Annotated in this window: 10 protein-coding genes; 3 read left to right on the forward strand and 7 right to left on the reverse strand. The window is 70.3% G+C overall.

The window, feature by feature from the left end:
* Positions 1 to 27: 27 nt before the first annotated feature.
* Genes JOD49_RS10415 through JOD49_RS10435 form a run of 5 tightly spaced genes read right to left on the reverse strand, consistent with a single transcriptional unit; the run spans position 28 to position 7580 of the window.
* Entirely contained in the window at positions 28 to 1863 is a 1836-nt protein-coding gene (locus tag JOD49_RS10415; RefSeq protein WP_307822487.1) for a glycoside hydrolase family 43 protein, read from the reverse strand.
* A gap of 37 nt (positions 1864 to 1900) precedes the next feature.
* Positions 1901 to 4369, reverse strand: coding sequence for a beta-xylosidase/alpha-l-arabinosidase (locus tag JOD49_RS10420; protein ID WP_205307131.1), 2469 nt, complete (start codon positions 4367 to 4369; stop codon positions 1901 to 1903).
* 7 nt (positions 4370 to 4376) lie between these two features.
* A complete protein-coding gene (locus JOD49_RS20115) occupies positions 4377 to 5327 on the reverse strand; it encodes a carbohydrate ABC transporter permease (RefSeq protein ID WP_239525191.1) in 951 nt (316 codons plus the stop codon).
* A complete protein-coding gene (locus tag JOD49_RS10430; RefSeq protein ID WP_205307132.1) occupies positions 5327 to 6247 on the reverse strand; it encodes a carbohydrate ABC transporter permease in 921 nt (306 codons plus the stop codon). The genes JOD49_RS20115 and JOD49_RS10430 overlap by 1 nt, the downstream gene beginning before the upstream one ends.
* A gap of 25 nt (positions 6248 to 6272) precedes the next feature.
* Positions 6273 to 7580: an ABC transporter substrate-binding protein gene (locus JOD49_RS10435; RefSeq protein WP_205307133.1), complete on the reverse strand. Its 1308-nt coding sequence runs from the start codon at positions 7578 to 7580 to the stop codon at positions 6273 to 6275.
* Positions 7581 to 7771: 191 nt separating this feature from the next.
* Here JOD49_RS10435 and JOD49_RS10440 point away from each other — a divergent pair, with 191 nt between their 5' ends.
* Positions 7772 to 8791 carry a LacI family DNA-binding transcriptional regulator gene (locus JOD49_RS10440; protein ID WP_205307134.1) on the forward strand — a complete coding sequence of 340 codons (1020 nt, stop codon included), beginning with the start codon at positions 7772 to 7774 and terminating at the stop codon, positions 8789 to 8791.
* Between the two features lie 194 nt (positions 8792 to 8985).
* Here JOD49_RS10440 and JOD49_RS10445 read toward each other — a convergent pair whose 3' ends face one another.
* Positions 8986 to 10752 (reverse strand): GmrSD restriction endonuclease domain-containing protein, encoded by a 1767-nt coding sequence (locus tag JOD49_RS10445; RefSeq protein WP_205307135.1) that lies wholly within the window; start codon positions 10750 to 10752, stop codon positions 8986 to 8988.
* Positions 10753 to 11157: 405 nt separating this feature from the next.
* Here JOD49_RS10445 and JOD49_RS10450 point away from each other — a divergent pair, with 405 nt between their 5' ends.
* Both JOD49_RS10450 and JOD49_RS10455 read left to right on the forward strand, forming a co-directional pair.
* Positions 11158 to 11364 carry a hypothetical protein gene (locus JOD49_RS10450; protein WP_205307136.1) on the forward strand — a complete coding sequence of 69 codons (207 nt, stop codon included), beginning with the start codon at positions 11158 to 11160 and terminating at the stop codon, positions 11362 to 11364.
* 145 nt (positions 11365 to 11509) lie between these two features.
* Positions 11510 to 13042, forward strand: a complete 1533-nt coding sequence (locus tag JOD49_RS10455) for a glycosyltransferase 87 family protein (RefSeq protein WP_205307137.1) — start codon at positions 11510 to 11512, stop codon at positions 13040 to 13042.
* A gap of 46 nt (positions 13043 to 13088) precedes the next feature.
* Here the strand turns inward: JOD49_RS10455 and JOD49_RS10460 are convergent, their stop codons facing one another.
* Positions 13089 to 13868: a uracil-DNA glycosylase family protein gene (locus tag JOD49_RS10460; RefSeq protein ID WP_205307138.1), complete on the reverse strand. Its 780-nt coding sequence runs from the start codon at positions 13866 to 13868 to the stop codon at positions 13089 to 13091.
* Positions 13869 to 13880: the final 12 nt, after the last annotated feature.

Raw genomic sequence — 13880 nt, forward strand, 5'->3', positions numbered from 1 at the left:
TCGAAGGGATATCGCTTCAAGGGGATGTCATGGACGATCTGCCGGTCGGGGCCGAGCGTTAGCACGGGTCCTGCGGCCTGCAGATGCTCTGCGCCCTCGGTACTCCACGCACTCGACGTCCGCGACCGTCGCGGTCGTCGTCCCGCGGCCCGTCGCGTACGGACCGACCCACACGCCCAGGAACCCGCCCGCCTCGGGCGAGCTGAGCCGTCCGCCGTGCACGGTCGCGACGGCGTGGAATCCGCGCAGCGTCCGGACCCCGAACCCGTACTCCTGCCCGACGGCGTGCAGCACCACGTCCACGGGTCCCTCGGCCAGCCCCAGCGGCCCGAGCGCCGCGCGCCCCACGACGACCTCCTCGCCGCCGAAGCGCTCGACCACGAGCAGCTCGCGCCCGCCCGTCGCCCCTGCGGAGTCACCTATGGAGTCATCGGCGGACGCCGCCCGCGTCACGACCGCCGCGATCCACGCGTCCTCGGACTGGCGCACCGCGAGCCCGGCCCACTCGTCGGGCCCGGCGGGGTCGACGTCGACGCGCACGGTCAGGTCCATGTCCGTGTGCTGCTGGCGGCGCCCCAGGAACGCGGGGGTCGCGACGTCGGACAGCGTCGCGGGCAGCAGCGGGAGCCGCAGGTGCCAGGGCCGCTCGGTCAGGGACCAGAAGCGCTCCCCGGTCCGCACCTGGTTCCACGCGAGGTCGAGCCCCTCGCCGGGGCCGTCGAACGTCTCGTGCACGACGACGGCGCCCACCACGGAAGGCTGGCCCACCTCGCCAGACGCGCCCGCTTCGGCGAGCCGGCCCACCTCCGCGGAAGGCCGCGACAGCGCGGGCGAACCCGCCCCCGGAAGCCGCGCTCCGACGTCGGGCCGGGGGAACCTCCCCGCGACGTGGCCCACGCCCGGCGCGACCACGGGCCACCCGTCCTCCCAGACCACAGGCGCGAGGAACGTCTCGCGCCCCAGGTTGGGGAAGTAGCCGCCGTAGGGGCGGCTGCCGAGCAGGACCATCCACCACTCGCCCGCGGCGGTCTCCACGAGGTCCGCGTGCCCGACCCCGACCACGGGGAAGTCCCGGCCCAGGTGGCGGTGCGTGAGGACCGGGTTCGCGGGGTTGCCCGTGTACGGGCCGGTCACGGCGTCGGCGCGCGCGACCGAGACCGCGTGGCGGTGCTCGGTACCGCCCTCGGAGGCGAGCAGGTAGTAGTGGTCGCCCACCCGGTACAGGTGCGGGCCCTCGGCCCAGACCGCGCCGTGCAGCGCCCCGCGCCACAGGACGTGCTCGGGACCGACGAGCGCCCCGGCCGCGAGGTCGAGCTCGCGCAGCCACACCTCGGTCTGGCCCTCCCACTCCCCCGGGTCGGCCAGGCGCGTCGCGGTGAGCCACACGCGCCCGGTCGAGTCGTCGACGAAGAGCGACGGGTCGATCCCCTCGCCCTCGAGCCACACGGGGTCGGACCACGGCCCGGCGGGGTCGGTCGCGGTCACGAGCAGGTGCCCACCCTGGCCCGGGGTGTGGACGAGCGTCGTGACGACGTAGAAGGTCCCGTCGTGGTGCCGGATCGTCGCGGCGTACAGCCCGCCCGAGGACGGCACGCTCGACAGGTCCACCTGGTCGGTGCGGTGGATCGCGTGGCCCACCTGGGTCCACGCCACGAGGTCGTGGCTGTGGAAGACCGGCAGGCCCGGGAAGTACTCGAACGTCGAGGTGACGAGGTAGTAGTCGTCGGGCGCGACGGTCCCGTCCGCCCGGGTGACCCCGGGGACCCGGCAGACGCTCGGGTCGGGGTGCGTCCCGGGCAGGACGGGGTTCGTGAACGTGGTCCCGGCGGGCAAGGCCCCGACCGCCGGACCCGAGGTCGGCACGGGGGTCAGCCGCCTGACCGGCCTCGGGTCCGTCACCTCAGACCTCGCCCACCACGAGCGGCGCGTGCAGCTCGCGCGTGTGGTCGACCACGCGCACGTCGCCCACGAGCGACACCGGGGCCACGAGCCGCACGTCGGCGCTCGACGCCCCGAACCGCAGCTCGATCGCGCCGGGCTCGACGATCCGGCGCCCGTCGCGCCCCGTGAAGGAGAGCACGTCGGCGGGCACGGTCGCGCTCACGCGCGCCGAGGCGCCCGCGGCGAGCGGCATGCGCACGTACCCGACGAGCCGCTGCACGGGCCGCACGACCGACGCCACGGGGTCGTGCGCGTAGAGCTGTACGACCTCGACGCCGTCGCGCCCGCCCGTGTTCCGCACGACGAACGACGCCTCGAAGGCCCCGTCGGTCGTGGCCTCGGCCGCGCTCACCACGAGGTCCGACCAGTCGAAGCTCGTGTACGTGAGCCCGTGGCCGAACGCGAAGGCCGCGGTCGGGTCGATGTTCGACACGTCGGTCGCCTGTGCGAGCGTCGCGGCCAGGTAGGACGTGGGCTGGGCGCCCTCGGTCCCGGGCACGCTCACGGGCAGCCGGCCCGACGGCGCCACGCGCCCCGACAGGACGCCCGCGACTGCGGGGGTCCCCTCCTCGCCCGCGAAGAACGCCTGGACGATCGCCGCGGCGCCGGGCTCACCGGGCGCCGGGGTCGCGGCCGCGCCGAGCGCGTAGGGGCGACCCGAGAGGATCGTCGCGACCACGGGGCGGCCGCTCGCGAGCAGCGCGTCGAGCAGGTCCTGCTGGGCGCCGGGCAGGCGCAGCGACTCGGCGTCGCAGCCCTCACCGCTCGTGCCGCGACCGAACAGCCCTGCCCGGTCGCCGAGGGCGACCACGACGACGTCGGCCTCGCGGGCGAGCTCGACCGCTGCCGCGATGCCTGCGGCGTCGGCGGCCGCGACCTCGGCCGTGCTCACGGCCCCGGTCGAGGACGGGTCGCTCGTGCCGTCGAGCGTGATCGCGGGCAGCACGTCGACCGTGACGCCCGGCAGCTCGGCGCGCAGGGACTCGGCGAGCATGGGCAACGAGAGCCCGAGCGGGATCTCGGGGTGGGCCAGGCCCACGTGCGCGGGGAACGAGTAGCAGCCGAGCACGGCCATGGGGTCCTCGGCCGTGGGGCCCACGAGCGCGATCCGGCGCACGTCCGGGCCGAGCGGCAGCACGCCGTCGTTCGCGAGCAGGACCACGGCCTGCTCGGCGACCTCGCGGGCCAGCGCGCGGTTCGCGGGTCCGTCGAGGTCGACGGTCCCGCGCAGGGCGGCGGCCGGGTCGTCGGAGCCGGCCGCCACCCCGGCGAGCACGTCCGCGGGCACGTCGCGCAGCACCGCGGGGACGGGGTCCCAGTCGGCGTCGAGCAGGCCGAGCTCGACCTTCTGGCGCAGCACGCGCTCCAGGGCGCGGTCCACGAGCGCGACGTCGACGTCCCCGGCCTCGAGGGCCGCGACGAGCGGCTCGCCGAACGTCTTGACGGTCGGCAGCTCGACGTCGACCCCGGCCGCGAGCGCCGCCGCGGCGGCCTCTGCCCAGTCGCCCGCCACGCCGTGCATGATCTTGAGGAACGCGATCCCGAAGTAGTCCGCGACCACGGTCCCGTCGAAGCCCCACTCCTCGCGCAGCAGCCCCGTCAGGAGCTCGCGGTCTGCGGCCGAGGGGATGCCGTCGGTGTCGGTGTAGGCGTGCATGACCGAGCGCACGCCACCCTCGCGGACGGCCATCTCGAACGGCGGCAGGATCACGTCGGCGCGCTCGCGCGCCCCCATCGAGACGGGCGCGTGGTTGCGACCGCCGCGCGAGGCCGAGTACCCCGCGAAGTGCTTGAGCGTCGCGACGATCCCGGCGGACTCCAGGCCCTGGACGTAGGCCGTGGCGACGGTGCCCACGAGGTACGGGTCCTCGCCGATGGTCTCCTCGACGCGACCCCAGCGGGCGTCGCGCACGACATCGAGCACGGGGGCCAGGCCCTGGTGCACCCCGACCGAGCGCATGTCCTGCCCGATCCGGGTCGCCATGCGGCGCACGAGCGCGGGGTCGAACGTCGCGCCCCACGACAGCGGCACGGGGTAGGCCGTCGCACCCCACGCGGCGAAGCCCGCGAGGCACTCCTCGTGCGCCACGGCAGGGATGCCGAACCGGTTCGCCGACCGCACGCGCTCCTGCGTGCGCAGCAGCGACAGTGCGCCCAGGGCCGGGTCGACCGGGTTGGTCCCGAACGGCCGGGTGAGCTGCCCCAGCCCGTCGGGCAGGATCGCGTCGAGGTCGACGCCGTCCTCCATGTCGTGCTGGTGGGGGGCGACCTCGCCGCCCTCGGCCGACGCGCCGACCCACACCCCGAAGAGCTGGGCGACCTTCTCGCGCAGCGTCATCTCGGCCATGAGCGCCTTGACGCGGGTCGCGGTGCCGACCGTCGGGTCGGACCACGTGGGCAGTGCTGTCTGGTTCGTCTGAGGAGTCATCGTGGAGCTACTTTCCGCCGACGCCCATGAGGCCCTGGACCAGGGCACGCCGGGCGAACAGGTACACGAGCAGGATCGGGATCATCGACATGACGACCGCCGCGAGGAGGCCGGGGATGTTGACGCCGTACTGCGTCTGGAAGTTGAAGAGGCCGAGCGTGATGACCTTGGTCGACTCGGACTGGGTGAGGATCAGGGGGAACAGGAACCCGTTCCACGCCTGCAGGGCCGAGTAGACGACGATCGTCGCGACGCCGCCCTTGGACAGCGGCAGCACGAGCTGCAGGAACACCCGCTTGGGCGACGCACCGTCGAGGGCCATCGCCTCGTAGAGCTCGTTGGTGATGTCGCGCATCGAGCCGCTGAGGATGATCGTGCAGATCGGCAGGCAGAACGCCGCGGTCGGCAGGATCACGCCGATCAGGTTGTCGTACAGGCCCACGACCGAGATCACGTAGAAGATCGGCACGATCACGGCGCTCGCGGGGACCGCGAGGCCCAGGAGGAACATCCGGAAGATGCCCGTGGTGGCCCGCGAGCGGTTGCGCACGATCGCGTACGACAGCGGCGGCACGAGCAGCACCACGATCCCGACCACGGCGACCGTCACGACGAGCGTGTTGAGGAAGTAGCGACCGAAGCCCTGGTCGAACGCGTTGGTGAAGTTGTCGAGCGTGAACGTGGTCGGCAGGGACAGGGGGCCGCCCTCTGCGTACCCGGCCTGCGTCTGGAACGACGCGGTGACCAGCACGTAGAGGGGGATCGCGACGATCAGGAGCCAGATCGTGACCGCGATGCCCGCGCCCCAGTTGGGCCGGTTGCGGCTGCCTCTGCGTGCCCGACGGCGCAGCGGGACGCCCGCGCTCGTCGCGCCCGGGCGGGACGCACCACCCGAGCCGGGCGACGTCGTCGGGCCGGAGACCTGCTCCGCGGGGGTGACGCTCAGGTCGTTGCTCATCACACGCCCTCCAGCTCGCTGCGCATCTTGTCGTACCCGGACAGGCGGACCATGACCAGGGAGATCGCGGTCGCGGCGACGACCAGGACCACGGCGATCACGGACGCGAGCCCGAAGTCGAAGCCGCGGAACGCCTTCTGGTACATGTAGAAGGCCGTGATGGTCGTGTCCGTGCCGGGCCCGCCGTTGGTCAGGATGAGGACCGTGTCGAACGTGGTGAGGCCACCGACGACCATGAGGATGACCGACGTGATCATGGTGTTGCGCAGCTGCGGGAGCGTGATCGCGAAGAACGAGCGCACGCGCCCGGCGCCGTCGATCTCGGCCGCCTCGTAGAGCATGGGCGGCACGGCCTTCGCGGCGCCCTGGTAGATCAGGGCGTGCAGCGGCGTGAACTGCCACAGGCTCACGAACACCAGGACCGCGATCGCGGTCGACTGGTTCCCGAACAGGTTGCCGTCGCCGAACAGCCACTCCATCTGGGCCGGGACGCCGAAGTTCGGGTCGAGCACCGCGCGCCACAGGACCGACACGGCGGCCGCGGACAGCAGCAGCGGCACGAAGAAGATCGCCGACAGGACCGCACGGTTCCACTGGTGGCCCGCGGCCCACACGCCCAGCAGCATCGCGACCGGGGTCTGGGTCACGACGCCGAGCGCCGTGAGCACGAGCGAGAGCCCGATGCTCTTGAGCATCACGGGGTCGTCGAGGAGGCGGGACCAGTTCTCGGTCCCGACGAACTCGGGGCTGCCCAGACCGCTCCACTGCGTGAACGACAGCACGAGCACGAGGACCATGGGCAGGAGGGCGAAGAGCCCGAAGAACAGGGCGGCGGGCAGGGCCCAGACCACGCCCGGGCGACCGACCTGGAGGTCGGCGGCGCCCGGGCGCGTGCGCCCCTGGGGTGCGCGGGTGGTCATGACGATCTCCGTCCGGGGGACCGGGTCAGCGCGAGGCCGGCAGGGACTTCATCGCAGCGATGAAGCCGTCGGCGTCGATCTGGCCGCTGAAGAACTGCTGGACCGCGATCTTGAGCGGGGTGCCGGCAGCCGGGGGGAACGCCTGGTCCCAGGACATCTGGAAGTGCGGCGCGTTCTTCACGAGGTCGAACTGGAAGGCGGCGTAGTCGGGGCTCGCGGCCTGGTCCAGGAACTGCTCGGTGTTGGTCGTGGTCGGCAGGTTGCCGATCGCGAGCTGCGCCTCGACGAACTCGTCCGAGTACATGAGCGTGAGGAAGTCGCGCACGGCGTCCGGGTAGCGGGTCGTGGCGAGCACCGAGTAGAAGTTGTTGGTGTTGCCCGTGATGTTGGCCGCGTCCCCCTTGCCGCCGTCGATCGCGGGGAAGGCCGTGTAGCCGAGGTTGGCGTCGGTCCACTCGGGGTCCACGTCGTAGTGCGTCGAGTAGTTCCACGAGCCCATGAGCTCGAACGCCGCCTTGCCCGTGCGCAGGAGCGCGGGCGAGCCGCCGTCGGTGAACTTCACGGAGTCGAAGTTGGTGCCGAACGCGCCGGCGTCGATGAGCTCGGACAGCGTGTCGAGCGCCTCGTGGCTCTCGGCCGAGTCCCACACGTCGGTCTCGCCCGCGAGTGCCTTCTCGAAGAGCTCGGGGCCCGCGACGCGGTCGAACGCGTACTGGTACCACATGAGGGTCGGCCACTGGTCGGCGCCGCCGAGCGCGATCGGGGTCACGCCCTGGGCCTTGAGGGTCTCGACCGCGGCGAGGAGCTCGTCCCAGGTCTGGGGGGCCTCCAGCCCTGCGTCCGCGAGGACCTGCTTGTTGTGGAACAGCATGACGGGCTGCGTGCCACGCATGGGGATGCCGTACGACTTTCCGTCGATCACGGCCGAGTTGAACACCGCGGGCAGGAACGCGTCCTTGAGCTGGGGGTCCTCGGCGATGAAGTCGTCGAGGGGGAGCAGCAGGTCGGCGTCGACGAAGGGCTCGATCGAGCCGCCGCCCCAGTTGAAGAAGACGTCCGGCGCCGCGTTGGTGTCGATGATCGTCTGGAGCTTCTGCTGGTAGTCGGCGCCCGGGATGGTGTCGAGGACGACCTTGACGTCCGAGGTCTGGTTGAACGTGTCGACCATCTGCTGCTCGACCTTGTTTGTCGCGTCCCCGTAGACCATCACGTGGATCTCGTTCTCGGGGCGGCTCGACCCACCGGAGTCCCCGCTCGCGCACGCCGCGAGCGGGAGGACCAGCGCCGACGCCACGGCCGCGGCCGTGAGCGACTTCCGCGTTCTTGTGTTCATCATCGAACCCTTTCGAAAGTTTCGGCGTCTGCGCCGAAAGTACTCGGTTGCCCTGGACTCTAAGACGCGAAATCTTCGCGGTCAACACCGAGTCCGAACCGTTATCCGCTGCGAGAAGCCGGGGAACTCGCCGTCACGGCCCCGAAGATCATCCGTCGAAACTTTCCGTCCGAGGCGCTACGCTGACCCGCATGACCGACGACGTTCTTCCCGGCCGGGTCACCCTGGCCGCCGTGGCGGCCGAGGCCCAGGTGTCCCTCTCGACCGTGTCCAAGGTGCTCAACGGGCGCACCGACGTGTCCGCGGGGACCCGTGACCGGGTCGAGGCGCTGCTCGTCCAGCACGGCTACCGGCGCCGCAAGAGCCCCACGGCCTCGGCCCCCCTCATCGAGATCGTGTTCCACGAGCTCGAGAGCATCTGGGCCATGGAGCTCATCCGTGGCGTCGAGGACGTCGCGCGCGAGCACGGCGCGAGCGTCGTGCTGACCGAGTCGGGCACCCGGCACGCCCCCGGGCCCGAGTGGATCGAGGGCGTCCTCGCCCGCCGGCCGCTCGGCGTCGTGCTCGTCTTCTCGACGCTGCCCGCGGCCGTCAAGGAGCAGCTCCGTTCCCGGGCCATCCCGTTCGCGGTCATCGACCCCGCCGGCGACCCCGAGCCCGACGTCCCGTCGGTCGGCTCCGCGAACTGGCAGGGCGGGCTCATGGCCACGCGCCACCTCATCGAGCTCGGCCACCGCCGCATCGGCGTCATCACGGGCCCCGAGGACATGATGTGCTCGCTCGCCCGCCTCGACGGCTACCGGTCGGCCCTCGGCACGGCCGGGATCACGGCGGACCCCGACCTCGTGCGGTTCGGCGACTTCCACCCCCAGGGCGGCACCGACCGCGCCGAGGAGCTCCTGAGCCTGCCCGAGCCGCCCACCGCGATCTTCGCGGGCTCGGACCTCCAGGCCCTGGGCGTGCTCGAGGCCGCACGTCGGCACGGGCTGCGCGTCCCCGAGGACCTCTCGATCGTCGGGTACGACGACGTCCCCGTGGCCCGCTGGTCGAGCCCCGCGCTGACCACGATCCACCAGCCCCTCCAGGAGATGGGCCAGGAGGCCGCGCGGCTCGTCCTCAAGGCGCGCGACGGCGACGTCACGAACACGCGCATGGACCTCGCGACGAGCCTCGTGGTCCGCGGCAGCACTGGACGGCCCGTCGCGGGCTGACGCCCGCGACGGGCCGATGATGATAAATCAAGGGGTAGTCAAGCTACGGCACTGAATAACCTAAGCAGTTCAGGCAACGCGACCCCACCGCGCGAACATCTGATCGCAGGTTTGACTTTGCGCTCGAATACTCACGCAACCAGCGCCTATTAGACGACCGGGAATCGCGAGGTTGACACGACCCCACACATGATTCACCGGAATCTGGTAGCCGCAGCCGCGATCTCGGGAGGGGATGTCAATTCAACCGTGTCGTCATGCGATCGCACATAGACCCTATCATCGACGTAGGATAGAGTACGCTGAACTGGAACTCGGAGAACCAGCACACCCAGCCCCAGGTAGTCGTTAAAATCAAATGCGCTGAGGACTTCAGAACGCAGAGGTTCGGAAAGTCCAGAATTCCTAATCGAGTGCTTCCAGCGGCCGACGTACTGCTCCACAGTTTCTCCGAGCAATCCAGCTTCCCGGGTAATGCCGACCACACTTCTCCCTCCGACCTGAATGGGCGTAACGCCGTCCAGTTCAGCGATTCGCTGCACGTCTGCAGGCTTGTCAGCGACGCCGATCAAGACAACACCACCAGCCTCAGGACCGCAATTCGCAATGCCGCAAATTGTCTTTATCACCTTTTCCATTACGGAAGAATTCACATCGCGAGATTCCGCCAACGCGAGGATTCCCTGCTTGAGTTCGTAGCGCGCCGTTTCGACCTGCGATCGCCTGATTATTGCATCCAGGTCAATCATCGACGGATTCGAATACACCCCATCGGGCGCTCCATCCACGAGCGAACTCGCAATCAAGCCTTTAACAATGTTCACATTCTTTCGCCGCTCGTCGGAGATTGTACTCTTTCTTGACGAGTCGAACCTGTCACTCAAGTTTGCGAGAGCACGCTTAACTCCGGCATGGTCTGCAATGGTGCGCTTTTCAGTAACGAGCGACTCGTGAAGCGCAATCAGCAATACGGTGAAAACGTTCGGGAACGGGTTGTTTGAGGACCCCCTGAAGAGGACCTTTCTCAACTTCTCCGAGCCGCCCGCAGCCGCAATATTCTGCACCTCCTGAATGCAGTACTTGAACTCGTCCTTGATGCGAGACGCCCCGTAGGAGTCCAGGGCCAACGAAATCCGCTCGCTCTCGGCGTCTCCCGCATTATAGACGCTATCCAAGGCATCTTTCGAACTATCAAGGATCTGCCCGCCTACAATGCTCGCAACAATGTCTGCAACGCACTGCTCATCCATGCTATCGCGGAGATTTCCACCGTTCAGAATTCCCTGCGCGACCCAGAACACTTGGTCCGCCTGAACGGCGTAGCCGTGCTTCATTTTCGGCAAGTCGATACTGATCATTGGCATTTGGGCCAACTCGAGCGTTTCTTCCGAGACATCTCCTCTTAGTTCGCTCGCCAACTCCCGAACAAGCTTTGGGAAATCTCCTTGAACCCCTGCTTGTCGCCGCTCCTGGTTGCTGAGCAGATGACCATAGGTATTGATTCTCGAAAACACATCATCAACTTCTGCCTCCGACGCGCCCCGCATGATAGAGATCGATAGCGGGTAGTCGAGGAAGGTTGCGATCTCCCGGGCGCCTAGTAGACCGTATTCACCGGCAGGCTTGGAAAAGCCTACCGCTTTCTGACGCTCGTGGGCAGTCAGGAAACGCTTAACGTCGAAGAGGTCCCCTTCTTCTGTTGGAAAGGAAGTTTCGACGAACGACATGAGCGTATGGAGTCTCTGCAAGCCGTCGATAATTTCGTATGCTCCCCCTTCTCGTTCGGCAAGCAAGACTGCCGGAATTGGGAGTTCGCGCAAGACTGAACTCACTAGCTTCTGCTTTTCTGGCAGAGTCCATACAAGCTTGCGCTGGTACCGTCGATTTACGTAGAGCTTGTTCTGACTGAACCAGCTGTAGATCGTCTGAAGGGTCTTTGGTTGAGAATCCAGTTCGGCCATGGCGCCTAGTATGCACGATCCGAGTGACGACGTATAGGGCGGCTTATGAAGGTCGTCGCAGTTTGGTAGATGCCCCGTCCCACAGCACTCACGGTCGACGTGCACGCGTGTCTAGTCAACCGCAAGGCCAAACCGTGTTCTCTCCGGTTTCGCAGATCGATACCCCAACCGGACGCCCCAGCACTCGGGGTGGCGTGAGGCTCTTCACCGGCATCTCACGTCGTGCAGGACTCGCGACGAGCCTCGTGGTCCGCGGCAGCACGGCGGCTCGATAGCACCTGGGATACCCCACCCCCGTACGCCCCGCCACCGGGAGCCACGTGACTCTCTTCACTCGCATCTCGCGTCACGTGGGACCCGCAACCGTGTCTACCGTGGTGAACGCACAACCCCGGAGGACGAACCATGAGCACCCAGCACGCCACCGAGCCCGCCCCCGTCACGGCCGGGCTCTCGCGCCGCGAGATCCACCACGCCCAGACCGCCTCCCCTGCCCCGAGCGTCTGGCAGCGCCTGCACACCACGCCCGCACACCCCGTCGCCCTGACGGTCTCGACCATGGCCGTCGGCATCCTCGCGGGCATCGGCGCGGGCGCGCTCCTCAACCTCTGACGCCGCGCCGGCCGGCCCCACCCCGGTCCTGGCGCTGGGTGCGCAGTACGTGTCGTCGATCGGCGCTCCTGACGGCAGCTGCTCTGCACTCGCGCCCGGCCGGCGGGAGATGCGGTCCTCCAGGTCCCCCGGCAGACTCGAGGAAGTGACCCCCGCACCCCGCACCCCTCGCCCGGACCGCCGGCCGAGCCGTGCGCTGGGCTGGGCCGTCGCCGCGGGGGTCGGGGCGCTCGCGTTCCTCGTGCGGTGGCACCTCGTGGGCCAGACGGTCGGCCTGCGCGGATATCACGGCTACGACGACGGCGTGTACTTCTCCTCGGCCGTCGCGTTCGTGCACGGCCTCCTGCCCTACCGCGACTTCCTGCTCCTGCACCCGCCCGGCTCGATGCTCGCCCTGACACCCTTCGCGGCGCTCACCGGGTGGACGAGCGACAGCGACGCCCTGGCCGCCGCGCGCGTGGGCTTCCTGCTCGTCGGGGCCGCGAACGCCGTGCTGGTGACGCGGGTCGCGCGCCGGTGGGGCACGGCCGCGATGGTCGTGGGCGGGGTCCTGTACGCCGTGTCGTACGCCGCGGCGTGGGCCGAGCGCATCACGCTGCTCGAGCCGCTGGGGTCGCTGTGCCTGCTGGGCGGGGTCGTCCTGGTGCTGCGCGGCCTCGATGCGGACCGGCACCCCGCCACAGCCTCCGGGACGGGCTGGCTGTGGGCGGGCGGCGCGGTCCTGGGGCTCGGCGTGAGCGTCAAGATCTGGGGCGTCGTGCCGCTCGCGGTCGTGGTGGTCTGGTTGCTCGTGACGGCGGGGTGGCGGGTCGCGGTGCGGGCGGGCGCGGGGGCGGTCGGGGCGGTCGTGGTCGTGATGGCGCCGTTCGCGCTGGCCGCGGGCTCGGACATGTTCCGCATGGTCGTGCTCGACCAGCTCGGGCGACCGCGCGAGACGGACACGGGGGTCCTCCAGCGGCTCACGTGGATCGCGGGCACGGGGAACGCGGAGTGGGTCCGCACCCCGACGGCGCAGCTCGCCCTGGTCTGGGCCGTGCTGTCCGTGGTGCTCGTGGCGGCGGTCGCTGCCTGGGTCGGTCGTCGCGGCCGCCTGTGGGTCGCGCTGCTCGTGGTCCAGACCGTCGTGCTGGTGGCGTCGCCGTCGGCGTACCAGCAGTACGCGGCGTTCGTCGTCCCGGCGCTCGTGCTGGTCGTCGCGGGCGCGGTCTCGCTCGTGCCGGGGGGCTGGCGCGAGCCGGTCGCGGCGCTCGTGTGCCTGGGCTTCACCCTCGGCGCCGGGGTGACGGCGACGCAGCGCGTCGTGCCTTTCCCGGCCGCCGCGGTGCGGTCCCACCTGCCGGGCGACGGGTGCGTCCGTGCCGACTCCCCCGCGCTGCTCGCGCTGACCGACGTCCTGAGCCGCGACCTGGCGCGCGGGTGCGAGCTGCCCGTGGACCTGTCGGGGTACGCGTACGACGTCGGGGGGAAGGACGCCGCGGGGCACCCCGTGCCGCGCGACCGGAACGCCGCCTGGCAGCGCGAGGCGTTGCGCTACCTGACGTCGGGCTCCGCGACGCTCCTGGTGCGCTCGGTCGGGAACGGCTTCGACGAGGCGACCCTGCGGACCCTCGACGAGACGACGACGACCGTCCTCGAGCGCCGCGGCGTCCGGGTGCTGATCCCGGGCGGCGAGCCGTAGGGGCCGCAGGGGCCGGGCTTCGGGCCCCGCCGGACCCCGATCTCGCTCAGACCGCTCCTCCCGGCGCCCTCCACTCGATCGTGTGGAGGGCGTCGCTGCGCGGCCGCTGGACGGCGCCGTTCTCGCCGAGCGCGCGGATCCAGGCGTCGTCCCCGTAGAACGTGGGCATCCCGTACGGCAGGTCGCCGCGCGGGATCGGCGCGTAGTCGCCCTCCTCGAAGGTCGCGCCGTAGGTCGGGCCTGTCGCGTCGCCGTCGGGGTCCGGGGTCACGACGCCCCGCAGGTCGCCGACCGCGCCGCGCCACGCGGTGAGCAGCGCCTCGGGGTCGCGGCTCGAGGGGTGCGGGACCTTGCGCACAGGGACGTCGGGCAACCCGTCCCAGCGCCCCAGCGCGTCACGTGCCTGCGCGCCGAACGCGACGATCGCCTGGAGCCCTGGCCCCGTGACGGCGTCGAACAGCTCGTTGCGCCAGCGCGTGTGGTCGGGGTCGCGCAGGATCTCGCGCGCGGCCTCGTCCGCGCGCGAGGGCAGCGTCGCGTACGCGTAGGCGTTGAGGCACACGTAGCTGCGCGTCAGCCCGAGCTTGGTGAGGAAACCCTGGACGCGCTGCCCGGCGTTGCCGACGAGCGAGCGGCCCGCGATGCGCTCGGTCGGTCCGGGGTCGGACGCGACGACGAGCAGGCGCGCGGACCGGTCGAGGCGGCCGCGGTAGAACACGGGCCCCCAGTCGTGCCAGAACAGCGCGGCGTGCTCGCCGTAGCTCGGGAGCCGCTCGAAGATCGCGGCGATCTCGGGTGGCGGCCCGGGGTCGTGGTCGGTGCTCATGTCTCCTCCTGT

This window comes from Oerskovia jenensis (assembly GCF_016907235.1).
In the GTDB taxonomy this organism is placed as follows: Bacteria; Actinomycetota; Actinomycetes; order Actinomycetales; family Cellulomonadaceae; genus Oerskovia; species Oerskovia jenensis.